23 protein-coding genes are annotated in these 23817 nt (G+C 67.6%); 14 read left to right on the forward strand and 9 right to left on the reverse strand.

The features are described 5' to 3' along the window. Positions 1-44 precede the first annotated feature (44 nt). From TVH25_RS04610 to glp, 3 genes are read right to left on the reverse strand one after another with little or no spacing between them, the layout of a single operon-like run. Positions 45-512, reverse strand: coding sequence for a molybdenum cofactor biosynthesis protein MoaE (locus tag TVH25_RS04610; protein WP_422423464.1), 468 nt, complete (start codon positions 510-512; stop codon positions 45-47). Beyond that, positions 505-1509, reverse strand: coding sequence for a bifunctional molybdenum cofactor biosynthesis protein MoaC/MoaB (moaCB, locus tag TVH25_RS04615; RefSeq protein WP_422423465.1), 1005 nt, complete (start codon positions 1507-1509; stop codon positions 505-507). Before moaCB ends, TVH25_RS04610 begins: the two co-directional genes overlap by 8 nt. Then, entirely contained in the window at positions 1506-2699 is a 1194-nt protein-coding gene (gene glp / locus TVH25_RS04620) for a gephyrin-like molybdotransferase Glp (RefSeq protein ID WP_169619687.1), read from the reverse strand. The genes moaCB and glp overlap by 4 nt, the downstream gene beginning before the upstream one ends. Before the next feature lie 127 nt (positions 2700-2826). On the opposite strand from glp, the gene moaA reads away from it, so the two are divergent. Continuing rightward, positions 2827-3885: a GTP 3',8-cyclase MoaA gene (moaA, locus tag TVH25_RS04625; protein ID WP_169619686.1), complete on the forward strand. Its 1059-nt coding sequence runs from the start codon at positions 2827-2829 to the stop codon at positions 3883-3885. Next, positions 3878-4156 carry a MoaD/ThiS family protein gene (locus TVH25_RS04630; protein WP_169619685.1) on the forward strand — a complete coding sequence of 93 codons (279 nt, stop codon included), beginning with the start codon at positions 3878-3880 and terminating at the stop codon, positions 4154-4156. The genes moaA and TVH25_RS04630 overlap by 8 nt, the downstream gene beginning before the upstream one ends. Before the next feature lie 21 nt (positions 4157-4177). On the opposite strand, the gene nadE is transcribed toward TVH25_RS04630, so the two are convergent. Further along, positions 4178-5017 carry an ammonia-dependent NAD(+) synthetase gene (gene nadE, locus TVH25_RS04635; RefSeq protein ID WP_169619684.1) on the reverse strand — a complete coding sequence of 280 codons (840 nt, stop codon included), beginning with the start codon at positions 5015-5017 and terminating at the stop codon, positions 4178-4180. 118 nt (positions 5018-5135) lie between these two features. Here nadE and TVH25_RS04640 point away from each other — a divergent pair, with 118 nt between their 5' ends. Beyond that, entirely contained in the window at positions 5136-5684 is a 549-nt protein-coding gene (locus TVH25_RS04640) for a nucleosidase (protein ID WP_296549438.1), read from the forward strand. 21 nt (positions 5685-5705) lie between these two features. On the opposite strand, the gene TVH25_RS04645 is transcribed toward TVH25_RS04640, so the two are convergent. Next, positions 5706-6131, reverse strand: a complete 426-nt coding sequence (locus TVH25_RS04645) for an META domain-containing protein (RefSeq protein ID WP_422423467.1) — start codon at positions 6129-6131, stop codon at positions 5706-5708. 24 nt (positions 6132-6155) lie between these two features. Next, a complete protein-coding gene (locus TVH25_RS04650; protein ID WP_422423468.1) occupies positions 6156-6767 on the reverse strand; it encodes a TetR/AcrR family transcriptional regulator in 612 nt (203 codons plus the stop codon). 90 nt (positions 6768-6857) lie between these two features. Between TVH25_RS04650 and TVH25_RS04655 the strand changes: the two genes are divergently transcribed. The 8 genes from TVH25_RS04655 to nrdF all read left to right on the forward strand — a co-directional run bounded on the left by TVH25_RS04655 (position 6858) and on the right by nrdF (position 15710). Next, the gene (locus TVH25_RS04655; RefSeq protein WP_169619681.1) at positions 6858-7421 is read left to right on the forward strand and encodes an NAD(P)H-dependent oxidoreductase; all 564 of its coding nucleotides are present in this window, start codon (positions 6858-6860) and stop codon (positions 7419-7421) included. 163 nt (positions 7422-7584) lie between these two features. Further along, a complete protein-coding gene (locus TVH25_RS04660; protein WP_422423469.1) occupies positions 7585-8160 on the forward strand; it encodes a (2Fe-2S)-binding protein in 576 nt (191 codons plus the stop codon). Then, complete coding sequence (locus TVH25_RS04665) at positions 8157-9158, forward strand: FAD binding domain-containing protein (RefSeq protein ID WP_422423470.1); 1002 nt, start codon at positions 8157-8159, stop codon at positions 9156-9158. Before TVH25_RS04660 ends, TVH25_RS04665 begins: the two co-directional genes overlap by 4 nt. After that, positions 9155-11245 carry a xanthine dehydrogenase family protein molybdopterin-binding subunit gene (locus TVH25_RS04670; protein WP_422423471.1) on the forward strand — a complete coding sequence of 697 codons (2091 nt, stop codon included), beginning with the start codon at positions 9155-9157 and terminating at the stop codon, positions 11243-11245. The genes TVH25_RS04665 and TVH25_RS04670 overlap by 4 nt, the downstream gene beginning before the upstream one ends. A gap of 331 nt (positions 11246-11576) precedes the next feature. Further along, positions 11577-11807: a redoxin NrdH gene (locus tag TVH25_RS04675; protein WP_169619677.1), complete on the forward strand. Its 231-nt coding sequence runs from the start codon at positions 11577-11579 to the stop codon at positions 11805-11807. Between the two features lie 106 nt (positions 11808-11913). After that, complete coding sequence (nrdI, locus tag TVH25_RS04680) at positions 11914-12366, forward strand: class Ib ribonucleoside-diphosphate reductase assembly flavoprotein NrdI (RefSeq protein ID WP_296549440.1); 453 nt, start codon at positions 11914-11916, stop codon at positions 12364-12366. Between the two features lie 202 nt (positions 12367-12568). Then, positions 12569-14650, forward strand: a complete 2082-nt coding sequence (gene nrdE / locus TVH25_RS04685; RefSeq protein ID WP_378528717.1) for a class 1b ribonucleoside-diphosphate reductase subunit alpha — start codon at positions 12569-12571, stop codon at positions 14648-14650. Between the two features lie 52 nt (positions 14651-14702). After that, positions 14703-15710 (forward strand): class 1b ribonucleoside-diphosphate reductase subunit beta, encoded by a 1008-nt coding sequence (gene nrdF, locus TVH25_RS04690; RefSeq protein WP_169619674.1) that lies wholly within the window; start codon positions 14703-14705, stop codon positions 15708-15710. 81 nt (positions 15711-15791) lie between these two features. Here nrdF and TVH25_RS04695 read toward each other — a convergent pair whose 3' ends face one another. After that, positions 15792-16268: an NUDIX hydrolase gene (locus TVH25_RS04695; RefSeq protein WP_169619673.1), complete on the reverse strand. Its 477-nt coding sequence runs from the start codon at positions 16266-16268 to the stop codon at positions 15792-15794. A 14-nt stretch (positions 16269-16282) separates the two neighbouring features. Beyond that, a complete protein-coding gene (locus TVH25_RS04700) occupies positions 16283-17347 on the reverse strand; it encodes an ABC transporter substrate-binding protein (protein WP_169619672.1) in 1065 nt (354 codons plus the stop codon). 287 nt (positions 17348-17634) lie between these two features. On the opposite strand from TVH25_RS04700, the gene ctaD reads away from it, so the two are divergent. The 3 genes from ctaD to TVH25_RS04715 all read left to right on the forward strand — a co-directional run bounded on the left by ctaD (position 17635) and on the right by TVH25_RS04715 (position 21544). Further along, the gene (gene ctaD, locus TVH25_RS04705; RefSeq protein WP_169619671.1) at positions 17635-19395 is read left to right on the forward strand and encodes a cytochrome c oxidase subunit I; all 1761 of its coding nucleotides are present in this window, start codon (positions 17635-17637) and stop codon (positions 19393-19395) included. A 144-nt stretch (positions 19396-19539) separates the two neighbouring features. Next, positions 19540-20787: a phosphoserine phosphatase SerB gene (serB, locus tag TVH25_RS04710; protein WP_169619670.1), complete on the forward strand. Its 1248-nt coding sequence runs from the start codon at positions 19540-19542 to the stop codon at positions 20785-20787. Beyond that, the gene (locus TVH25_RS04715) at positions 20777-21544 is read left to right on the forward strand and encodes a peptidyl-tRNA hydrolase (protein WP_346765047.1); all 768 of its coding nucleotides are present in this window, start codon (positions 20777-20779) and stop codon (positions 21542-21544) included. The genes serB and TVH25_RS04715 overlap by 11 nt, the downstream gene beginning before the upstream one ends. Positions 21545-21574: 30 nt before the next feature. Here the strand turns inward: TVH25_RS04715 and glgX are convergent, their stop codons facing one another. Continuing rightward, positions 21575-23770 carry a glycogen debranching protein GlgX gene (glgX, locus tag TVH25_RS04720; RefSeq protein ID WP_422423473.1) on the reverse strand — a complete coding sequence of 732 codons (2196 nt, stop codon included), beginning with the start codon at positions 23768-23770 and terminating at the stop codon, positions 21575-21577. Positions 23771-23817 lie beyond the last annotated feature (47 nt).

Consider the following 23817-nt stretch of genomic DNA (forward strand, 5'->3'; position numbering starts at 1 on the left):
CCACATCACCCTACCGCACACCCGGACGGGTACGGCCCGCTCGGTTACAGGCCGACCCACTCGGTGACACCGTGGGCGAAGTGCTGGCGCTTCCAGATCGGCACTTCGTGTTTGATGCGTTCCACCAGGTCGGCGCAGGTGGAGAAGGCTTCGGCGCGATGCGGCGCGGCGACGGCGGCGACGAGGGCGAGATCGCCGATGGTGAGATGTCCCACTCGGTGGACGGCGGCCACGGGAAGTCCCGACGCCGCGGCGGCCTCCTCGCAGCAGCGGCGCAGGAAGGCTTCCGCGTCGGGATGTGCCTGGTACTCGAGCGCGGTCACGGCCTGGCCGCCGTCGTGGTTGCGCACGACACCGGTGAACACCACCACCGCTCCGTGTTCGGGGCCGGCGACCGCGGCGTCCACTACCGCAGGGTCGAGCGGCTCCGCCGAAATCCTGGTCAGCACTTGGCTCTTGCCGCCGGTCTCGTCGGTCCGTCCCGTCGTGCCGACGCCGTCTGCTTCACTCATGTGCTCCGCCTCCCGCCACTTGCGCCAGTAGATGATCGAGGATCGGATCGAGCGCGGCGAGTCCGTCCTTCACGCCACCGGGCGAGCCCGGCAGGTTCACGACGACCGTGCGGCCCGCGAGCCCGGCGACCCCACGTGAGAGGACCGCGTGAGGGGTGACCTCGAGTCCGCGTCTGCGGATCGAGTCCGCAACCCCCGGTAGTTCGCGATCGAGCACCGCGCGGGTCGCTTCGGGGGTGGCGTCCGTCGGCGACGCGCCGGTGCCACCGGTGGTCACGACCAACGCCGGTGCACCTCGGAGCGCATCTGCAAGGCCCGCGGCGATCTGCGCATCGGCATACACGAGCGGGCCGCGGACGCTGAATCCGTGCTCGCCCAGCCACTTCTCGATCACCGGGCCGGTGCGATCCTCGCGGGTTCCCGCGGCGACGCCGGTGGACGCCACCACGACGACCGCCGAACGCCCTGCCGAATCGCCACCGTCCGGCGCGGTATCGGTCTGCGGTTCGGCGTGCTGGGTGTCGGAGTCGCCGCGACGCCAGCGGCCGTGCTTGCCGCCTTCCTTCGAAACGAGTCGGACCCCGTCGAGGGTCGCGGCGGGGTCGACGGCTTTGACCATGTCGTGCAACGTGAGTCCTGCGACGGCAACGGCGGTGAGTGCTTCCATCTCGACGCCGGTAGGGCCCTTCGTCTTGGCGGTCGCCTCGATGGTGATCGCGGTGTCGGTGAATCCGAACGTCACCTTCACCGACGACAATGCGAGCTGGTGGCACAAGGGAATCAGTTCCCAGGTCCGCTTCGCCGCGGCGATACCGGCGATGCGGGCGGTGGCGAGGACGTCGGCCTTGGGCATGTCGTCGGCCCGCACGAGCGCGACGACTTCCGGCGTGGTGACGAGGTGGCCGGCGGCGAGTGCTGTCCGCGTGGTGTCGGCCTTTGCGGACACGTCGACCATGCGGGCGCGGCCCTGGTCGTCGAGATGGCTCAATTCGCTCACAGTGTCAGCACTTTCACGAGGTCTCCGGCTTCGAGTGAGACGGTGTCGGCGGGGATGTCGAGAAGGACGTCGGCAGCGGCCAGACCGGCCACCTGGTGCGATCCGCGCCCGGCGGCGGGTCTCACGGTGCGACCGTCGAGGACACCGCGCAGGAACTGGCGTTTGCCCGCGATCGAGGTCAGATCGGTGGCAAGGGGAAGCATTTCGGTTACGGGCGGTGGGTATCCCGCTGCGGCTCGGAGTGCTGGGCGCGCGAACACCTCGAAGGAAACCAGTGCGCTGACGGGGTTGCCGGGAAAGGTCAGCACCGGAACGCCGTCGATCACCGCGGAACCTTGGGGGCCACCGGGCTGCATCGCGACCGAGACGAACCTGCCGCCCCTGGGCTGAAGAGTGTCTTTGACGACTTCGAAGTCGCCTTTCGACACCCCTCCCGAGGTGAACACGACATCGGCCACGCGCACGGCGTAGGAGAGCATCGTGGCGAACTCGTCGGGGTCGTCGTGGCAATGGTCGACCGAGACGACATCGGCGCCGTTGGCGGCGGCACTCGCGGCCAGGGCCGGGCCGTTGGAGTTGTAGATGCGGCCGGGGCCGAGCACGTCGCCCGCGGTGACGAGTTCGCTTCCGGTGGAGATCACCGCGACGCGCGGTCGTGCCCGGACCGGGATATCCGTCAGTCCGACTGCGGCGAGCGCAGCGATGTGGCGGGCCGCGAGCACCGTGCCCGCGGTGAGCAGGCAGTCGCCCACCCGGACATCGCTGCCGGCTTCCCGGACGTAGGTGCCCGGCGTCGTCCCGCGGCCGATCGTCACCGTGCCGGCGGCTTCGTCAGCGGTGGTGTCCTCGACGGGAACGACGGCGTCGGCCCCCTCGGGCATCGGCGCACCGGTCATGATCTTCAGTGCGTGTCCCGGTTCGAGGACTCCCGCGGTGTCCCCCGCAGCCACGACGCCCTGCACCGGCAGGGTCACCGGCGCGTCGGCCACGGTGCCGGATGCGACCGCGTAGCCGTCCATCTGCGAGTTCCGGAACGACGGAAGGTCGAGCGGAGAACTGATCGTCTCCGCGAGCGTGCGGTGCAGAGCCCGGGAAAGCGGGACGGTCGCGGTGGACCCCGCCCGCAGCACGGCGAGTAGTTCACCCACGTACTGCTCGTGTTCTTCCACGGACCGCCTGCCGCTCGTCATGCGGCCAATCCTAGGCATATCGCCGTCCGCATCCGGCCGCGTACTCGGTTAGAGCGGACTCGTCGGGTGCTTCGGTGTTCACGTTCGCGGGCAATGGGCATACTGGGCGTATGGCGATGGTGATCGGATGACGGCGGTGAACGTGGGGATTCCGTCGGTGCGTCGACGCGCAGACGACACCTCCGACCGGCCCGACGTACCGGATCTTCTCGACCGCTTCGGTCGGGTGGCCCGCGACCTGCGTGTCTCCATCACCGAGAAGTGCTCGCTGCGCTGCACCTATTGCATGCCGGAAGAGGGGCTTCCACCCATCCCTCGTGAGCAACTCCTCACGGTCGACGAGATCGTGCGCCTGGTCGGTATCGCGACCGGCAGGCTCGGCATCCGCGAGGTGCGCTTCACCGGCGGCGAACCCCTGGTACGCCGCGACCTCGAGGCGATCATCCAAGGCTGCTCCCGTGTCGCGCCCGGAATCCCGCTCGCGGTCACCACCAACGCGGTCGGTCTGGAGCATCGGGCGCACGCGCTCGCGCAGGCCGGACTCACCCGCGTCAACATCTCCCTGGACACGATCGACCGCGATCACTTTGCCCAGCTCACCCGCCGCGATCGCCTCGGGTCGGTGCTCGCCGGCATCCGCGCCGCGAAGGACGCGGGCTTTGCCCGGGTGAAGGTCAACGCCGTCCTCATGCCCGAAACCCTGCACGGCGCCGCAGACCTCCTCGGATGGTGTCTCGAGGAGCAGGTGGAGTTGCGGTTCATCGAGCAGATGCCGCTCGACGCCGACCACGAATGGGCGCGGTCGCGGATGGTGACCGCACAGGGCCTGCTCGATGCCCTCGGGGAGCGCTTCACCCTTACCGAGACCGAACGTGAGGATCCTTCGGCACCGGCCGAGCGCTGGCTCGTCGACGGGGGTCCCGCGACCGTCGGCATCATCGCCTCGGTGACCCGCTCGTTCTGCTCGGACTGCGACCGCACCAGGCTCACGGCGGAAGGTACGGTCCGGTCCTGCCTGTTCAGCGACCAGGAGACGGACCTGAGGGCTGCGCTGCGCGGCGGCGCGACCGACGACGAGCTGGTGGATCTCTGGCGGGGTGCGATGTGGAACAAGTGGGCCGGGCACGGTATCGACGCGGCGGACTTCGCGCCGCCGCAACGCAGTATGGGAGCGATCGGTGGCTGACGTGGTGAACGGAATCGAGGTCCGGTATTTCGCGGCCGCGACCGACGCGTCCGGGTGCGAGAAGGAGACCGTGGCATTGCCCGCCGGCTCCGATCTCGGTGCTCTACGGACGGTGCTCGTGGAGCGGTACGGCCCCGCAATGGAGCGGGTTCTGTCGGTCGCGGCGTATCTCGTCGAGCCGGGAGACGGTGGTGCCGGGGAACTCACCCGCGATCTGTCCCGCCCGGCGGGTGCCCGGGTCGACGTGCTGCCTCCGTTCGCCGGCGGCTGAGCACCCGCCCGGGCGTCTGCCCTACCTCCACCAGGTGTCGGACGGTGCTACCGGCATCACGCGCTTGTGGTGCGTGTCGAGGAATTTGCCTTCGAGTCGTTTCGCGAGATCATCGGTGACGTCCTTGCCCTCGAGGTAGTCGTCGATCTCGCTGTACGTCATGCCGAGTGCTTCTTCGTCGGGCAGAGCCGGACGGTCGTCCTCGAGGTCTGCGGTGGGGACCTTGCTCCAGGTGCTCTCCGGTGCCCCGAGTTCCCGGAGCAACGCCGCCCCCTGCCGCTTGGTGAGCCCGGCCAGCGGCGTGATGTCGACACCGCCGTCTCCGTACTTGGTGTAGAAACCCGTGACGGCCTCGGCGGCGTGATCGGTGCCGACCACGAGGTGTCCCAGTTCGCCGGCGATCGCGTACTGGAGCATCATGCGCTCGCGTGCCTTGATGTTTCCCCGGACGAAATCGCGAATGGTGCTTCCGTGGCCGGGGATTTCGCCCAGCGCTCGTCCCGCTTCGGCCGCGGTGGCGTCGGTTCCGGGTTTGATGTCCGCCCGCACCGTGTGGTCGGGCTGGATGAAGTCGAGCGCGATCTGTGCGTCGTGCTCGTCGGCCTGCTGCCCGTAGGGGAGGCGCACGGCGACGAATTCCGCGTCGTGCCCGCCGTGTCGAAGCTTCTCGACGGCGAGCTGAGCGAGGCGTCCGGCGAGCGTGCTGTCCTGACCGCCGCTGATGCCGAGCACCAGACCCTTCGCCGGCGTAGCGGCAAGATAGTCGGCGAGAAACTGTACTCGCGAATCGATCTCGCTCCGCGGATCGATGGAGGGCTTGACGCCGAGTTCTTCGATGATCCGATCGCGCAGGTTCGTCATTGCCGCCACATTAGCGTCACCGGAGCCGTGCTGCGAGACGACCGCGCGATACGGTGCGGGACGAGGCCACGCGCATGCACACGGCAGTGTCGTCGGCCGTCGAACACGGAGGCAGCAGGTGAACGGGATCCTCGTCGTATCCGCAACGAAGTCGGAGGCACTGCACGTTCCGGAACGGTACGACACGCTGATCACGGGCATAGGGAAGGTCACCGCGGCCGTTGCGGTGACGGCCGCGCTCGCGCGCTATCCGGAGGGCCGCAGACCGCTGGTCGTCAACATCGGAACCGCCGGCGCCCTGCGGAGTGCGCACGGCGGGCTCTACCTTCCTTCCACCGTCATCAACCACGACATCAGCAGCGAGGTGTTGCGCAGTCTCGGGCACCCGGTGGCCGACACGCTCACCTTCGAGGACGGAGACGGAACGATCCTCGCGACGGGGGATTCGTTCGTTTCCGACGCCGAGGTCCGCGATGCGCTGGCCGCCCGCGCGGACCTCGTCGACATGGAGGGCTTCGCGATCGCCTCCGCGTCGGCACACATGGGAGCGTCCTGCAGGCTCGTCAAGCACGTGAGCGATCACGCGGACGAAACGGCGATGGACTGGCCGAAGCAGATCGACAACAGCGCGCGGGTGCTCGCGGAATGGCTCGTGGACATGTACTGACGGCACCGCTGCCGTCGCGGGTCAGCGGTCGGCGGACTGCTCGACGAGAGTGACCCGGAGGTTGTCCGTCGCGAGCGTGAGCACATCTCCGTCCAGATGCCACCGCGGCCGAGCGGCGAAGAGTTTCTGCACCCACCGGTCGGCCTCGTCGAGCGGGGGCGGGCACGCCATCATCGTGGTGGCGAGGCCATCGGCTTGCACCACCCCGCCGGAGAAGTCCGCAGTGCCCATCATCCGGTTGCACCCTGCGTACGCGGCCACGCGTTCGCGAGCCGGGAAGGCGAGGGTGAACGGGCCCCCGCCCGGGATGGGAGTGCCGACGACCTCGGTGGATACGAAGTCGCGGCCCACGAGATCGGACGCCGAGGGTGCCGTTGCGCCGGTGTCGCACGCACAGAGCAGTCCGCCGAGGGTGAGGACGACGAACGCGCGGAGGGCACCGGTCATGGGGCTCACCGTACCCGGCGGGAACTACCGGTCGGCGGGACGCGCGACGCGTCGCGCGAGGTCGGCCCAGGACTGGGCGAGACGCTCGAGGGGATAACCGAGGTCGCGCCATTGATGGAGTACGAGAGACGCATCGAGCGGCGCCAGCAGGGCCTGGGCGAGGACCGGGAGGTCGCCGCCTGTTCCCGCCGCCCGTAGGAGGGTCTGCACGTGGGTGAGCGACACGGTGCGAGCCGGTGCGGAGAACCGCACTCCGCCGCCTGCGGCCTCGGCGGCCCGGAGCAGTTCACCCTGCACGTCGACGAGTGCGATGCGCGCTCGGCCGAAGGCGATGAGCCGGTCGACCGGATCCGCGCCCGGTCCGAGCGGTGGGGGACCGAAGAGAAATGCCTGCTGCAGTTCGCGCTCGCTGTGGTCGAGCAGCGCCTGCATGAGACCGGCGCGGGATCCGAAGCGCCGGAAGACCGTTCCCTTACCGACACCCGCTTTCGCTGCGACGGCGTCCATCGTGATCGCGTCGGCGCCGTGCTCGGCGACGAGCACGGACGCGGCGTCGAGCAGGCGTTTCCGGTTGCGAGCCGCGTCGCCGCGTTCTGCGGGGCCGTCGTCGACCAGCCACAGCGGGTGAGTGTTCACAAGGTCACATTCTACCGTCGCGGGAATGAAAGTGGACCGCGGTCCGTTTATGATTGCGGAATCAACCAACTCGATCGAAGGATGTACCTCATGGCTCAGACTCGAGTCCTCGCCCTCGTCGGAAGCCTCCGCTCCGCCGCTGTCACCCGCCAGCTCGCCGAGACCGCTGCCACTGTGGCCCCCGAGGGCGTCGAGGTGAGCATCCACGAAGGCCTCGCCGACGTGCCGTTCTACAACGAAGACCTCGACGGCGAGACCGTGCCCGCCGCTGCTGTCGCCCTCCGTGAGGCTGTCGCCGGCGTCGACGCGGTCCTGTTCCTGACCCCGGAATACAACGGATCGACCTCGGGTGTCCTCAAGAATGCGATCGACTGGCTCTCGCGCCCCTACGGCGCCGGTGCGCTGTCGGGCAAGCCGGTGGCCGTCGTCAGCGCGTCGCCGAGCGGCAACGCCGCGAAGTGGGCACTCGAGGACACTGTCAAGGCTGTCGGGATCGCCGGCGGCACGGTCGCCGAAGGGGCTTCCCTCTCGGTCGGCGGCACCTTCGGAAAGTTCGGCGACGCACACGCCAAGGAGCATGCCGAGACGGCCACCGAGATCGCCGGCGTCGTCGACGCGCTCGTGAATGCCACCAAGGAACTCGTCGAGGCCTGACGGACCCGAGGTCCGACAGACGTTCGCGTCGCCGCCCGCCGTCCACCCGGGTGCGACGCGACGACCGGCCCCCGGGGGGGGGGGGGCGGGGGGGGGGGGGGGGAGGGGGGGCGGGGCGGACGGGGAATGCCCGGACGACAGCCCACCGTTGGGAGGACGACCCATGGCATCCGAGACCGCCGACGCGGGCACGGCTCCGCCCGGCCTGCACGAACACTCCGTCACCTTCAGGGTCGACGGCACCGAACGACACTGCACCGTCGATGCCGGCACCACCGTGCTCGACGCCCTCCGCGACCGCCTCGGCGTCACCTCGCCCAAGAAGGGATGTGACCTCGGCCAGTGTGGCTCGTGCACCGTCCTTCTCGACGGACGGCGCAGGGTCACGTGCCTTGCGCTCGCCGTCGCACACGACGGTGCCGAGATCGTCACCGCGGCGGGCTTGGCCGCCGACGGACCGCACCCCCTGCAAGAGCGCTTCCTCGAGCGGGACGCCTTCCAGTGCGGGTACTGCACGCCCGGGCAGATCTGCTCGGCGATCGGCATGCTCGACGAATACGCCCAGGGCGACCCGAGCCATGTCACGGAAGAACTCGGCGTCAGGCCCGACCTCGACGACGACGAGATCCGGGAGCGCATGAGCGGCAACCTGTGCCGTTGTGCCGCCTACCCCAACATCGTCGACGCGATCAGGGATGTCGCAGAGCAGGATGTCGCAGGGCAGGAGGCGACCGAATGAGGCCCCTTCGCTACGAACGACCGGCCGACGCCGCGACGGCGGTCGCGACCGTGCACGACAACCCGGACGCGGTGTTCCTCGCATCCGGCACCAATCTCGTCGACCACCTCAAGATCGGCGTCGCCACTCCGGGAATGCTGGTCGACATCTCGCACCTGCCGCTCGACTCGGTGGAGAGCACCGCGGACGGAGGCCTCCGGATCGGCGCGAACGTGCGCAACAGCACGCTTGCCGTGCACCCCGACGTGCGCCGCAACTATCCGATGCTCACGCGTGCACTCCTGTCGGGAGCGTCTCCGCAACTGCGGAACGCAGCTACCACCGGCGGGAATCTCCTGCAGCGCACCCGGTGCGTGTACTTCCGCGACGTGTCCACACCGTGCAACAAGCGTGAACCGGGCAGCGGGTGCTCGGCGCTGGGCGGATACACCCGCTACCACGCGGTGCTCGGCGCATCGGAGGACTGCGTTGCGACACACCCGTCGGATATGGCGGTGGCCATGCTCGCCCTCGATGCGGAGGTTCTCGTTCTGGGCCCGGACGGGGAGTGCACCGTTCCGCTCGAAGAGTTCTATCGTCTGCCGGGCGACCGGCCCGACCTCGATACCACCCTCGACCGCGACGAACTCGTTGTCGGCGTGCATCTTCCGCCGCCGCAGACCACCGTGGCGACGTATCGCAAGGTCCGCGACCGCGCGTCCTACGCGTTCGCCCTGGTCTCGGTCGCTGCCGAACTGACCGTCTCGGGCGGCACGATCACCGGGTGCCGCATCGCCTTCGGCGGGGTCGCGCACCGGCCGTGGCGCGCACACCGCACCGAAGCGGCTCTTCTCGGAGAGCGCCCGGGGGAGGACCTGTTCGCGCGGGCGGCCGATGCGGAACTGGTCGATGCCCGGGCCCTCGACGGCAACGCGTTCAAGATCCCCCTGCTGCGCCGCACGCTCGCCGCCGTGCTGCGCGACCTCGCCGGATTCCACGACGAAGGGGTATCCGCATGACACACAGCGCCACCCGTGCCGTCGGCACATCCACCACCCGGGTCGACGGGCCGCAGAAGGTCGCCGGCACCGCGCCCTACTCCTACGAGCACCCCGTACCCGATCCCGCCTATCTGGTGCCGCTGGTGTCGACGATCGCGCGGGGGACGGTGGACCGCATCGACACCGCTGCCGCCGAGGCGGTCCCCGGTGTCATCACGGTGCTCACCCCGTGGAACGCACCCCGCCTCACCGACGAGGCCGAGGGTGAATACGTCGTGCTGCAGAACCCCGACGTGCTTTTTCGGGGTCAGCTCATCGGTGCGGTCGTGGCCGAGAGTCCGGAAGCCGCGCGGTACGCGTGCGAGCTGCTGTCGGTGGAGTACACGAGCACCGATCACGACGCCCGTTTCCGGCCCGACCACCCCGACGCCTACAAGCCGGAGACGGCCAACGGGGGATATCCGCCCGACTCCGAGCGGGGTGACGCGGACGGGGCGATCGCCGCTGCCGACGTGGTGATCGACGAGTGGTACTTCACCCCCGAAGAGCACAACAACCCGCTCGAACCTCATACGGTCGTCGCGCTCTGGGACGGGGAAACCCTCACCCTCTATACCTCCACGCAGCATCCGCACGGGGTCGTCTCGGCACTCGCACCGGCCCTCGGCCTCGACTCCTCGACCATGCGGGTGGTCTGCCCGTACATCGGGGGCGGCTTCGGATCGAAGGGCGGACCCCACGCGCACGACGTGCTCGGTGCGCTCGCCGCCAAGGCGGTGCCCGGCCGCGCGGTGAAGTTCGCCGTCTCCCGGCACGACATGTTCGGGTATGTCGGGTACCGCTCGCCGACGGCCTCGCGCGTCCGGCTCGCAGCCCGCAGCGACGGCCGGCTCACCGGCATCGTGCACGAGGCCTACGTCCAGAGTTCCCATGTCACCGAGTTCGTCGAGCAGGCCGCCGTGCCGCTGCGGAATCTGTACGACGCGGCGAACGTGCGCACGTCCCATCGGGCGATCCCCCTCGATGTGCCGGCACCGTTCTGGATGCGGGCGCCCGGTGAAGCACCCGGCATGTTCGCCGGCGAGGTGGCGATGGACGAACTCGCGGTGGTATGCGGGATCGACCCCGTCGAACTGCGCATTCGCAACGAACCGGAGTCCGACCCCGAGACCGGGAAACCGTGGTCGTCGCGCCGGCTCGTCGAATGCCTCCGCGAAGGCGCGGAGCGATTCGGCTGGGATCCGTCCGATCGGTCGCCGGGAACACGCAGCGACGGGCGGTGGCTCACCGGCACCGGTGTCGCGGTCGCGACCTACCCCCACATGGTCAAGCCCGGTTCGACAGCCTCGATCGGGTACCGCGGAAACGGACGGTTCCAGGTCCGGATCGGGGCGGCGGACCTCGGCACGGGTGCGTGGACCGCGCTGACCCTCATCGCGGCGGACGCGCTGGATGTGGCCGCGGAACAGATCGACCTCGAACTCGGCGACAGCGCGCTGCCCTTCGGGACCGTCGCGGGCGGTTCCTCGGGCACGTCGTCGTGGGGCAACGCCATCGTGGCGGCGGCCGGAACGTTCCGGACCCGATTCGGGGACTCTCCGGAGCCGGGAGACGAGGCGTCCGCGACAGCGGGCGAGAACGCCGACCTCGAGAGCTACACCGCCGCCTCGTTCGGTGCGCACTTCGTCGAAGTCCGAGTCGATCGCGACACCGGTGAGATCCGGGTGCCGCGCATGTTCGGCATGTTCTCGGTCGGACGCGTCGTCAATCCGCGCACCGCCCGTTCGCAGTTCATCGGCGGCATGTCGTTCGGTATCTCCATGGCACTGTTCGAGGAGAGCATTCGCGACCCGCGGTTCGGGCACGTGCTCAACCACGATCTCGCGGAATACCACGTACCGACGCACTCGGACATCCGCAACGTGGACGCCGCATGGCTCGACGAAGACGACTTCCACGCCACGGCCGTGGGATCACGAGGCATCGGAGAGATCGGCATCGTCGGCAGCGCGGCAGCGGTCGTGAACGCGCTGTGGCATGCGACCGGGGTGCGGGTGCGGAGCCTGCCCGCCCGGCTCGACGACCTGCTGCCCGCACTGCCGTAACGGGCGCGCCACCGGCACCCCGCGAGGGTGTCGGTGGGTGGCGTCACACTGTGCTCGGGGCCATGGTCGGCGCGCCCCGCCGCGACACGCCGTACGGGCCCCTGAACGTGCATGTCGGCGAGGTGCGACCTGGGAATATCACACCTGTAACTCACAAGATCCTGGGTTCTGTGTATCTGTCGGACACAAGGTGTAGTGTCTAGACCGCTGGATGGCCTACGGGTCGCCGGTCTCTCGGGGAAGTGAGATCGGGCGGATTCGGTGGGCATTCGAGCACCGCGCAGCAGTCAGTCGTCAGGCCGTCACGGCCATCGTGAACTAAGGGGCACCCATGAACATCACCGTCTACACAAAGCCTGCCTGCGTCCAGTGCAATGCCACCTACCGTGCCCTCGACAAGGCCGGCATCGAGTACGACGTCGTCGACATCACCGAGAACCCGGAAGCCCGCGACTACGTGATGGCGCTGGGCTACCTCCAGGCTCCCGTCGTCGTCGCCGGTGACGATCACTGGGCCGGCTTCCGTCCCGATCGCATCAAGGCGCTCACGGTCGCAGCCTGAGTGTTCGTGTCGTCCGCTTCCGCGGACCGGTCGCAGTCCGCTGCGGCAGTAGTTCTTTGCCCGACCGAGCCGGTCTTCGCAATCGATTGAAGAGTGGTGAACACCGATGACCTCGCAGGGTCCGTCCCCGGGTACGTCGCTGGTGTACTTCTCGAGTACATCGGAGAACACCCACCGGTTCGTGCAGAAGCTCGGGATCCCGGCGACGCGGATCCCGCTGCACGACCGTGAGGGCACCTTCGAAGTGCACGAGCCGTACGTGTTGGTGGTGCCCACCTACGGCGGCGGGACCACCGCCACCGGGCGCGACACGCACTACGTCCCCAAGCAGGTCGTCCGATTCCTCAACAACGAGCACAACCGGGGTCTGATCCGGGGTGTGATCGCGGCAGGGAACACCAACTTCGGGGAGTCGTACTGTTTCGCGGGCGACATCGTGGCGCGCAAGTGCCGGGTCCCTTACCTGTATCGATTCGAGCTGATGGGCACCGCCGACGATGTCGAGCGTGTCCGTGCCGGGCTCGCCCACTTCTGGGAGTCGGAGCTGCAAACCGCATAGGCCGCACCGCCGCGCCCCGAAATTCATGGGGCACATCGTCATTCGTATCCAATTCGACGCGCGTCGCACACGTGACAGCGCGGCCACGTTCCTTTATTCGATAGGTGGGGACAGCACTGTGACCATTACCGATCCCGATCCCGTCAAGAGCCCGAAGCTGGACGAGTCGCTCAAGGGCCTCGACTACCACGCGCTCAACGCCATGTTGAACCTGTACGGCCCCAACGGTGAGATCCAGTTCGACAAGGATGTCGCCGCTGCGCGCCAGTACTTCCTGCAGCACGTCAACCAGAACACCGTGTTCTTCCACAACCTCGACGAGAAGCTGGATTACCTCATCGAGGAGAACTACTACGAGCCCGAGGTACTCGACAAGTACTCCCGCTCGTTCGTCAAGACGCTGTTCCAGCACGCCTACGCGCAGAAGTTCCGTTTCCCCACGTTCCTCGGGGCGTTCAAGTACTACACGTCGTACACCCTCAAGACGTTCGACGGGAAGCGCTACCTCGAGCGGTTCGAAGATCGCGTGTGCATGGTGGCGCTGACTCTCGCCGACGGCGACGAGATCCTTGCGACGCACCTGGTGGACGAGATCATCTCCGGCCGCTTCCAGCCCGCCACCCCGACCTTCCTGAACTCCGGTAAGAAGCAGCGCGGCGAACCGGTCTCATGCTTCCTGCTCCGCATCGAGGACAACATGGAGTCGATTGGACGCGCGATCAACTCCGCCCTGCAGCTGTCCAAGCGCGGAGGTGGTGTTGCCCTGCTGCTGACCAACATTCGCGAGCACGGCGCGCCGATCAAGAAGATCGAGAACCAGTCCTCCGGCGTCATCCCCATCATGAAGCTGCTCGAGGATTCCTTCTCGTACGCCAACCAGCTCGGTGCGCGGCAGGGTGCGGGCGCGGTCTATCTGCACGCCCACCACCCCGACATCTACCGGTTCCTCGACACCAAGCGTGAGAACGCCGACGAGAAGATCCGGATCAAGACGCTCTCGCTGGGGGTCGTGATTCCGGACATCACGTTCGAGCTGGCGAAGAAGAACGACGACATGTACCTGTTCTCGCCGTACGACGTCGAGCGCATCTACGGCAAGCCGTTCGCCGACATCGACGTCACCGAGAAGTACTACGAGATGGTCGACGACAAGCGCATCCGCAAGTCGAAGATCAAGGCGCGTGAGTTCTTCCAGACGGTCGCCGAATTGCAGTTCGAGTCCGGCTACCCGTACATCATGTTCGAGGACACGGTGAACCGCGCGAACCCGATCGCCGGCAAGATCACCCACTCGAACCTGTGCTCGGAGATCCTGCAGGTGTCCACGCCCTCGACGTACAACGACGACCTGTCCTACAGCCACGTCGGCAAGGACATCTCGTGCAACCTCGGTTCGCTCAACATCGCGAAGACGATGGACTCGCCCGACTTCGCGCAGACCATCGAGGTCGCCATCCGGGGTCTGACCGCCGTGTCCGACCAGACGCACATCAATTCGGTTCCGTCGATCGAGCAGGGCAACAACGATTCCCATGCCATCGGCCTCGGTCAGATGAACCTGCATGGCTACCTCGCGCGCGAGCGGATCTACTACGGCTCCGACGAGGGCATCGACTTCACGAACATCTACTTCTACACGGTGCTGTTCCACGCGCTGCGTGCGTCGAACAAGCTCGCCATCGAGCGGGGCTCGCACTTCAAGGGATTCCCGGAGTCGAAGTACGCGTCGGGCGAGTTCTTCGACAAGTACACCGACCGGACCTGGGAGCCGGCGACCGAGCGGGTGCGGCAGTTGTTCGCCGAGTCGGGCGTGGAGATCCCCACGCAGGACGACTGGCGTGAGCTGAAGGCGTCGGTGCAGCAGCACGGCATCTACAACCAGAACCTCCAGGCCGTCCCGCCGACGGGTTCGATCTCGTACATCAACAACTCCACCAGTTCGATCCACCCGGTGGCGTCGAAGATCGAGATCCGCAAGGAAGGCAAGATCGGCCGCGTCTACTACCCGGCTCCCTACCTGACCAACGACAACCTGGAGTACTTCCAGGATGCCTACGAAATCGGGTACGAGAAGATCGTCGACACCTACGCCGCGGCGACCCAGCACGTCGATCAGGGCCTGTCGCTCACCTTGTTCTTCAAGGACACGGCATCCACCCGCGACGTGAACCGGGCGCAGATCTACGCGTGGCGCAAGGGCATCAAGACGCTGTACTACATCCGCCTGCGGCAGATGGCGCTCGAGGGCACCGAGGTCGAGGGTTGCGTCTCCTGCATGCTGTGATCCGACGTCCACGACACCCGTTGCACACGAACACCGATCAGGTAGGTAACCGATGACCTCAGCACCGCACGCGCACTCGCCGGCGGACGGCCTGCGCGTCAAGCTCATCGATCGCGTCTCCGCGATCAACTGGAACCGCGTTCCCGACGAGAAGGACGCCGAGGTGTGGGATCGCCTCACCGGCAACTTCTGGCTTCCGGAGAAGGTGCCGGTGTCCAACGACATCCCGTCGTGGGGAACGCTCAACGCATACGAGCAGCAGCTCACGATGCGGGTGTTCACGGGACTGACCCTGCTCGACACCATCCAGGGCACGGTGGGCGCTGTCTCGCTGATTCCCGACGCGGTCACTCCCCACGAGGAAGCTGTCCTCACGAACATCGCGTTCATGGAGTCGGTACACGCGAAGTCGTACTCGAACATCTTCTCGACCCTGTGCTCGACGCGTGAGATCGACGACGCGTTCCGGTGGTCGGAGGACAACGTGAACCTTCAGCGCAAGGCGCAGATCGTCCTGGACTACTACAAGGGCGACAACCCGCTCAAGCGCAAGGCCGCCTCGACGCTGCTCGAGTCGTTCCTCTTCTACTCGGGCTTCTACCTGCCGATGTACTGGTCGTCGCGGGCGAAGCTGACCAACACGGCCGACATGATCCGCCTGATCATCCGTGACGAGGCCGTGCACGGCTACTACATCGGCTACAAGTACCAGAAGGGCCTCGAGAAGATCACTCAGGCCGAGCGCGACGACCTCAAGGATTGGGTCTTTGAGCTGCTCTTCGAGCTCTACGACAACGAAACCCAGTACACCGCAGACCTGTACGACGAGGCAGGCCTGACCGAGGACGTCAAGAAGTTCCTCCGGTACAACGCCAACAAGGCGCTGATGAACCTCGGGTACGAGGCGCTGTTCCCGAAGGACGAGACCGACGTGAACCCGGCTATCCTGTCGGCGCTCTCGCCGAATGCCGACGAGAACCACGACTTCTTCTCGGGTTCGGGTAGCTCCTACGTCATCGGCAAGGCTGTCGTCACCGAGGACGACGACTGGGACTTCTGACCGGATCCCTCACAGTCGGTCCCGGCGGCCGGGTGCCACGCACACAGTGCGGCGGCACCTGGCCGCCGGGCTTTCGTGGCGTCAGGGGCGGCGGAACCATGCTTCGGGGCGGCCCGCGAGAGCTTTGCCGAGCCGTAGCCGCGAGGTGTCGGTCAGCGGTTCGGGGAGAGAGTCGGGGGAGAACCACCCGACCTCGAGATTCTCGTCGTCGGCCACCCGGGCACTGCCACCCACGGCGCGCATGAGAAATGCCACATCGAGATACTGCGCTTCGTCACCGTTCGGATAGACGATCGGAGCGGTGACGTCGACGCTCGTGAGCCGGACGACTTCCGCGTCGACGCCCGTTTCCTCGTGCACTTCCCGGATCGCCGCTGCCGCAGGTTCTTCGCCTGGCTCGAGGATGCCCGAGACGACGGCCCATTTTCCGTTGTCCGCGCGGCGGGTGAGCAACACCCGGTGATCGTCGTCGACGACGACGGCGCTCACTCCGGGCAGCCACAGCGGTGCTGTGCCGACCTGGGCGCGGAGTCGGAGAACGAAGTCGGGGACCGGCATCGCGTATTCCTCTTCTATCCGGAGTAACCGTTGAGACCCACGCCGAGGTCCTCGAGGATCGCGCGCGCTGCGACGGGACCGGGTGTGGACCACACCTCGTCGGCTACGGAGAACAACCGGTTGTCGGTGACCGCGCCGAGGTCGAGCCACGGATCGGTGCGCATGATCTCGGTGCCGCGCTCGAGTCCGTCTTCGCCGTCGAATCGGACGAAGATCACATCGCCGTCCGCTGCCGCTGGATCGTCCGCGGCGAAAGCTTCGGTCGGGCGGTTGTCGACGACCCCGAACCGCTGTGCCGGCGGCCGTGCGGCGCCGAGATCTCCGACGACCTGTCCGGCGAACGACGCCGTGCCCTCTATCTCTCCACCGTCGGCGGTGAACCGCACGATCGAGGCCTGAGTCTGGGACGACACCAGTTCGCGTCCGAGGGCGGCAGCCTCGGCGGCGTAGGTGTCGAGTACCGCCTGCGCGGCGGCGTTGCGTCCCAGGGCTTCGCCGACGCGGAGGAACTGATCCCGCCAGAACACGGGATCGGAACCGACCAGCACGGTGGGGGCCACCGCGGACACCGATCGGTAGACGCTCTCGTCGGCCGCCGACCCCAGGATCAGATCGGGGCGGGCCTGCTCGATCGCGGCGACATCGGGCGCGCCCTCCGGCCCGACGGTGGGCAACTCGGAGATGCCGGTGCCGAGATACTCCGGCCTTCCGTCGGCGTCGACGGTGGCGCCCACGACACGCTCCCACAAGCCGAGTGCGCACACGGCGTCGAGCGCTGCCTCGTCGAGCACGACGATGCGCTGCGCGTCGGCCGGAACCTCGGTGACCCCGGCGGTGTGGACCATCCGCCGTGTGCCGGTCGGCGGAACGCCCGCATCCAGAGGAGACGGAAGGGCGCACGCGGTGCTGGTGTCACGGTCGATGCCGACCACGGATGCGCCGGCGATGCGGGTGGTCGTGCGCACGATGGTCGAGGCGTCGTCGTCGGCGGGGGTGGAACAACTCGCCAGTACGGTCGACGTCGCGGCAGCGATCGCGAGGGACGCGACGACTGCGCGGGACCGGTGCACAGCTAACACTTCAGACCACTCCTGACGGACGGGCTCGAACCAGGGGACGGCTCAGGCTATCTCGTGTGGCACACGCCGCCGACAGTGTCCCGCAAGCTCGTTGGGACCCGTTCCTGTGATCCGCAGCACAGGCTCTGCGGTGAGTCCCGGGCTCCATGCCAGGTAGCGTGGCGGCGAATACGACAGCGAGTAGGACCCGGCGGGCGACCGGTTTGCGGAGGGTCTACGATTCGATGAGCGCAAGCCAGAGAACGTTCGCCTCCAGCCCGAGGCCGAGCGCGCATTCAGGAGGATTAGTGACTGCCGTAGCGCCCCAGCCAGTCCCAGAGTTAGCGGTAGCGAGGCCATACCCGCCGCGGCAGGGACCCAAGGGTTCGTTCATCTACAAGATGATCACGACAACAGACCCCAAGATGCTTGGGCTCATGTACCTGGTCACCTCGTTCGCGTACTTCCTCATCGGTGGCCTGATGGCCCTGCTGATGCGTACAGAGCTCGCGGTTCCCGGTCTTCAGTTCTTGTCGAACGAACAGTTCAACCAGCTGTTCACCATGCACGGCACGATCATGCTGCTGATGTATGCGACGCCCGTGGTGTTCGCCTTCGCGAACTACATCCTGCCGTTGCAGATCGGCGCGCCCGACGTGGCGTTCCCGCGTCTGAACGCGTTCAGCTACTGGCTGTACCTGTTCGGCGCGACGATCGTCATGCTCGGCTTCGTGACCCCCGGTGGTGCCGCCGACTTCGGCTGGACCGCGTACACCCCGCTCACCAGTGAGCTGCATTCCCCGGGTGTCGGCGCGGACTTCTGGATTCTCGGTCTCGGTGTCATGGGCCTGGGCACCATCCTCGGCGCGGTCAACTTCATCACCACCGTCGTGTGCATGCGCGCTCCCGGTATGACGATGTTCCGGATGCCGATCTTCACGTGGAACATCCTGATCACCGCCCTGCTGATCCTGCTCGTGTTCCCGCTGCTGACCGCTGCGTTCTTCGGGCTGTTCGTCGACCGTCATCTCGGTGGCCACATCTACGACCCGGCTACCGGCGGTGTGCTCCTCTGGCAGCACCTGTTCTGGTTCTTCGGTCACCCCGAGGTGTACGTCATCGCGCTGCCGTTCTTCGGCATCGTCTCGGAGATCTTCCCGGTCTTCAGCCGTAAGCCGATCTTCGGTTACACCGGCCTGGTCTACGCGACGATCGCCATCGCGGCGCTGTCGATCGCGGTGTGGGCGCACCACATGTACGCCACCGGCGCCGTGCTGCTTCCGTACTTCTCGTTCATGACGTTCCTGATCGCCGTCCCGACGGGCGTGAAGTTCTTCAACTGGATCGGCACGCTGTGGAAGGGGCAATTGACCTTCGAGACACCGATGTTGTTCTCGGTCGGCTTCATCATCACGTTCCTCTTCGGTGGCCTGACCGGCGTCATCCTCGCGAGCCCGCCGCTCGACTTCCACCTGCACGACTCGTACTTCGTCGTGGCGCACTTCCACTACGTGCTCTTCGGCACCATCGTGTTCGCCACGTACGCCGGCATCTACTTCTGGTTCCCGAAGATGACGGGCCGCATGCTCGACGAGGGTCTCGGCAAGTGGCACTTCTGGCTGACCTTCGTGGGCTTCCACACCACCTTCCTGGTGCAGCACTGGCTCGGTAACGAGGGCATGCCGCGTCGCTACGCGGACTACCTGCCGTCGGACGGGTTCACCACGCTCAACACGATCTCGACCATCGGTGCGTTCGTGCTCGGTGCTTCGACCCTGCCGTTCCTGTGGAACGTGTTCAAGAGCTACCGTTACGGCCAGGTCGTCACGGTCGACGACCCGTGGGGCTTCGGTAACTCGCTCGAGTGGGCCACCTCCTGCCCGCCGCCGCGGCACAACTTCACCGAGTTGCCGCGCATCCGGTCGGAGCGCCCCGCGTTCGAACTGCACTACCCGCACATGGTCGAGAAGATGCGCGCCGAGGCGCACGTCGGACCGGGTAGCCACAAGCACAGCGTGAACGTGCTCGAAGGCGCCGACCGTACCCCCGGCGACGTCCCGCGCTCCTGATCGACCCGCTCTACGCACCGAAGCCCCGCCCGTCTCCACGGGCGGGGCTTCGGCCGTTCCGGGCCCGTACCCCGACGCGGAGCCGACCGCTCGAACTGCGACAATGGATAGGCACGTGCTGCGTCCGCACGTGCCTCGACGACAATGATCGGAGACGTTGTGGCGTCTGACAGCACGGTGCTCGTGACCGTGACCGGACCGGACCATCCCGGCGTGACCTCGGAGCTGTTCGCAGCGCTGACGAGGTATGACGTCGACCTGCTCGACGTCGAGCAGGTCGTGATCCGCGGGCAGTTGACGCTCGGCGTCCTCGTGGTCTGCCCCCGCGATGTCGAGGCGTTGCAGGACGAGGTCTCGTCGGCCATGGCCGCCATCGGCATGCGCGCCGAAGTGCAGATCGGCGTGGCGCCCGGCAGCGGCCACCCGGTGTCCACCCACGCCGTCGTCGTGCTGGGCAGCCCGTTGAGTGCGCGCGCGTTGCGGTCGGTGGGACGCACGCTTGCCGCACAGGGCGCCAACATCGATTCCATCCGCGGCATCGCCGACTATCCCGTCACCGGACTGGAACTGATGGTCACCGCACCGGACACCGATTCGGATGCCGACTCCCGTTTGCGCAAGGCCCTCGCGGAACTCGCCGCCGGTATCGACGTGGACATCGCGGTGGAACGCGCCGGTCTCGCCCGTCGCGCGAAGCGTCTGATCGTCTTCGACGTGGACTCGACTCTGGTGCAGGGCGAGGTCATCGAGATGCTCGCTGCGCACGCGGGCGTCGAGGACAAGGTCCGCGAAGTCACCGAAGCCGCGATGCGGGGCGAGATCGATTTCGCGCAGTCGCTCGAACAACGCGTCGCCACACTCGCCGGCCTGCCCGCCAGTGTCATCGACGAAGTCGCCGATCAGATCGAACTCACCCCCGGCGCGCGCACCACCATCCGGACGCTGCGTCGGCTCGGGTTCCGCTGCGGCGTCGTCTCGGGCGGTTTCCGCCAGGTCATCGAAGGCCTCGCTCACGACCTCGAACTCGACTTCGTGCGCGCGAACACTCTCGAAATCGTCGACGGAAGGCTCACGGGCCGCGTTGTCGGCGACATCGTCGACCGTGCCGCAAAGGCGCACGCGCTCCGGGAATTCGCCGCCGAGGCGGGTGTGCCCATCGAGCAGACCGTGGCCGTCGGCGACGGTGCCAACGACATCGACATGCTCGGTGCCGCAGGGCTGGGTATCGCGTTCAACGCGAAGCCCGCGCTGCGCGAGGTCGCCGACACCGCGTTGTCCTACCCGTATCTGGACGCCGTGCTCTTCGTCCTCGGTGTCACGCGGGACGAGGTGGAAGCCGCCGACCGGGTCGACGGAACGTTGCGACGGGTACCGCTCGATCGTGGTGCCTGAACCCCATCCGATCTTCACCGACCCCGGGTTCGCGCAGCGGCACGCCGTGCTCGCCCGGGGTTACGGAGACCGGCCCGACCCGGACGACCCGGCGTCGGTGCTGGCGATGCCGATCGTTCTCCACATCCCGAAATCCGATCCGCCCGACCGGAGTTCGCTGCTCGAGGCCGCCGCAATCGCCACCGTCACACTGTGCCTGGATCCGCGGGTCGGGCCGGGCCCGGACGGAGAGCCCGGACCGTGGCAGGAACCGTTCCTCGCGTGGAACGACGCCCGGATCCGCAAGGTCAGCCGTCGTGCCCGCGGCGCGCAATGGCGTGCCGCGCAGGAGGTCCCCGGTGTCACCGTCGACCACGCCGGCGCCCAGGCGCGGGCACTGGTCCCCGGTCCGGTAGGAGCCCTCGACCCGAGGATCTCCCGGTTGCAGATCGGCGGCACCGATGTCCCGCCCGACAGTCCGCCCTCCCCGCCCGCCGGTGTTCCGGTGCTGTGGGTCGACGGAACTCTCGGTATGACGGTGGGCAAGGCCGCCGCACAGGTCGGTCACGCCTCGATGCTGCTCGCCGGCGCGATGCCGCTCGAGTCCGCGCGCCAGTGGGCGGCCGCGGGTTATCCCTGTGCCGTCCGTGAGGCGACCCCCGCGCGATGGCGCGAACTGCTCGCGCACGTCGAGAACGGATCTGCCGTCGCGGTGAAGGACGCCGGGTTCACCGAAGTCGCGCCCGGGTCGGTCACCGTCGTCGCACTGGCAGAGTGACCGTCGCGACGACAGCGACGCCGCACCGCGTCATCCCGGCGTGGACCCGTGGTGGTCGGAGCCGGAGTGCGTTGGGTCCGTGGGTATTTCGTCTCGCAGTGCGGTTCGGAACACCAGTACGGCCGGACCGGGCAGCGTAAACTCGGTGCCCACCGGGTGAGGCGCATCGTCGACGGGTGAGCCGTCGACAGTGCTCGAGTCGAAGACACACATGATGTCGCCGCGATACCACTCCGGCCCACCCAGCGTCAGGGTCGCGGCGCCCCCGGCGTGCAGAACGAACAGACCACTGCTGTCGGGGAGCCGTATCCCCGCGCGGGTGGTGGTGCCCAGCCCCGATCCGTCGACCCACCCTTGAAGGGTGCGGCGGCTCTCGTCGTGCCAGCCCGCGTAGTCGAGTTCGGTGCCGTCGATCCCGAACCACACCAGGTCGGGGTGGCCGTCGGTCCTCGCCCGCCCGTCGAAGAACCGTCGCCGCCGTAGCACCGGCACGACGTTCCGGAGCCGGAGAAGCCCGCGCACGTACGCGAGCCGGTCGAGGTCGGCGTCTTCCCAGTCCAACGGCCACGCGTCGGGTACCGGTACATCCTCCGGAACGCAGTACGCGTTGTTGTTGCCGTGCTGGGTGTGACCGAGTTCGTCCCCTGCGAGCAGCATCGGTGTCCCGGTCGAGAGCAGCAGCGTCGCGAGCAGCGCGCGGACGTGCCGGTCGCGCGCGGCGACGATCTCCACGTCGTCGGTGGGACCTTCCACCCCGTGGTCGACCGATTCGTTGTGGTCGGAGCCGTCGCGGCCGTCCTCACCGTTCGCCTCGTTGCGCTTGTGCCGGTACGACACGAGGTCGGTGAGCGTGAATCCGTCGTGCGCGGTGATGTAGTTGACCGACATCGCGGGCTGCCGCTGATCCCGCCGGAACAGATCCTCCGAGCCGGTGAGCCTCGAGGCGAGTTCGCGCACACCCGAGTGCCCCGCCCAGAAGCGGCGCGCCGTGTCGCGGTACTTGTCGTTCCATTCGGCCCACTGCACACCGAAGCGTCCCAACTGGTAACCGTGCCCGGTCGCGTCCCACGGCTCGGCGATGAGTTTGAGGTCGGTGAGCACCGGGTCGGTGGTGATCGCGGTGAGCAGAGCCCCGCGCGGGTCGAACGCACCACCGCGCGGCCGCGCCAGCGCGCTCGCGAGGTCGAACCGGAACCCGTCCACACCCATCTCCTGCGCCCAGTACCGCAGGCTGTCGCACACCATCCGGACGGCGATGGGGGAGGAACCGTCGATCGTGTTGCCGCAGCCGGTGAGGTCGATGTCGTGACCGTGGTGGTCGAGCAGGTAGTAACCGGGCGCGTCGAGGCCGCGCCACGACAGGTTCGGTCCCGCCACCGACCATTCGCACGTGTGGTTGTAGACGACATCGAGAACGACTTCGAGTCCGGCGCTGTGCAGCGCGCGGACCATCGTGCGGAACTCGGCGATCTCCTCACCCGGTGTCGCGGCGTAGGCGGGGTGCGGAGCGAAGTACGACGCGGTCGAATACCCCCAGTGATTGCGCATCCCGCGCGCCCGGACCGGGGGTTCGGTGAGAAAAGCCTGGACCGGCAGGAGTTCGACGGTGGTCACTCCGAGCTGCACGAGATGGTCGATCACCGCCGGGTGGCAGAGCCCGAGGTAGGTGCCGCGCAGATGCGGGGGTACCTGCGGATGGTGCGCGGTGTACGAACCCACGTGCAGTTCGTAGACGACGGTGTTCTCCCACGGTATGTCCGGCCGCTGCGGGGTGTCGGCGTCGGAGGCCGTCACCACCGACAGCGGCGTGTGCCCGAGTGAGTCCACAGTCGACATCGCGTCGAACGGTCCGCCGTCGTACGCCAGCAGCCTGGCTGCGTCACCCATCTCGCCCGTGATCTGTCGTCCCCACGGATCGAGAAGGATCTTGTGCGGATTGGTGCGCAGGCCGTGGCGCGGATCCCACCGCCCGTGCGCGCGATAGCCGTACCGTTGCCCCGCGCCGACACAGGGGACCACGCCGTGCCACACGCCGTAGGTGAAATCGGGGAGGTCGATGCGCTGTTCGTGCCCGTCCTCGCCGACGAGACACACCTGGACGCGGTCGCTGTGCGGGGCGTGCACGGCGAACCGGGTACCGCAACCGACAACCGTCGCGCCGAGGGGGAACGGCGACCGGTCGTGCAGGGCGGCGGACGGGACGGATTCCGAGGAGGGTGACGACACAGGGATGATCCTGCCGCGTGTCGCGCCCGGACGTAAGACAAGATGGA

It is taken from the genome of Rhodococcus sp. 7Tela_A2 (genome assembly GCF_049311045.1).
GTDB lineage: Bacteria > Actinomycetota > Actinomycetes > Mycobacteriales > Mycobacteriaceae > Rhodococcus.

What these genes read in the sequence shown, in the direction of transcription:
- TVH25_RS04610 (WP_422423464.1), bottom strand. Translation starts at nt 512, where the DNA reads ATGAGTGAAGCAGACGGCGTCGGCACGACGGGACGGACCGACGAGACC.
- glp (WP_169619687.1), bottom strand. Translation starts at nt 2,699, where the DNA reads ATGACGAGCGGCAGGCGGTCCGTGGAAGAACACGAGCAGTACGTGGGT.
- moaA (WP_169619686.1), top strand. Translation starts at nt 2,827, where the DNA reads ATGACGGCGGTGAACGTGGGGATTCCGTCGGTGCGTCGACGCGCAGAC.
- nadE (WP_169619684.1), bottom strand. Translation starts at nt 5,017, where the DNA reads ATGACGAACCTGCGCGATCGGATCATCGAAGAACTCGGCGTCAAGCCC.
- TVH25_RS04645 (WP_422423467.1), bottom strand. Translation starts at nt 6,131, where the DNA reads ATGACCGGTGCCCTCCGCGCGTTCGTCGTCCTCACCCTCGGCGGACTG.
- TVH25_RS04655 (WP_169619681.1), top strand. Translation starts at nt 6,858, where the DNA reads ATGGCTCAGACTCGAGTCCTCGCCCTCGTCGGAAGCCTCCGCTCCGCC.
- TVH25_RS04660 (WP_422423469.1), top strand. Translation starts at nt 7,585, where the DNA reads ATGGCATCCGAGACCGCCGACGCGGGCACGGCTCCGCCCGGCCTGCAC.
- TVH25_RS04665 (WP_422423470.1), top strand. Translation starts at nt 8,157, where the DNA reads ATGAGGCCCCTTCGCTACGAACGACCGGCCGACGCCGCGACGGCGGTC.
- TVH25_RS04670 (WP_422423471.1), top strand. Translation starts at nt 9,155, where the DNA reads ATGACACACAGCGCCACCCGTGCCGTCGGCACATCCACCACCCGGGTC.
- TVH25_RS04675 (WP_169619677.1), top strand. Translation starts at nt 11,577, where the DNA reads ATGAACATCACCGTCTACACAAAGCCTGCCTGCGTCCAGTGCAATGCC.
- nrdI (WP_296549440.1), top strand. Translation starts at nt 11,914, where the DNA reads ATGACCTCGCAGGGTCCGTCCCCGGGTACGTCGCTGGTGTACTTCTCG.
- nrdE (WP_378528717.1), top strand. Translation starts at nt 12,569, where the DNA reads ATGTTGAACCTGTACGGCCCCAACGGTGAGATCCAGTTCGACAAGGAT.
- nrdF (WP_169619674.1), top strand. Translation starts at nt 14,703, where the DNA reads ATGACCTCAGCACCGCACGCGCACTCGCCGGCGGACGGCCTGCGCGTC.
- TVH25_RS04695 (WP_169619673.1), bottom strand. Translation starts at nt 16,268, where the DNA reads ATGCCGGTCCCCGACTTCGTTCTCCGACTCCGCGCCCAGGTCGGCACA.
- serB (WP_169619670.1), top strand. Translation starts at nt 19,540, where the DNA reads ATGATCGGAGACGTTGTGGCGTCTGACAGCACGGTGCTCGTGACCGTG.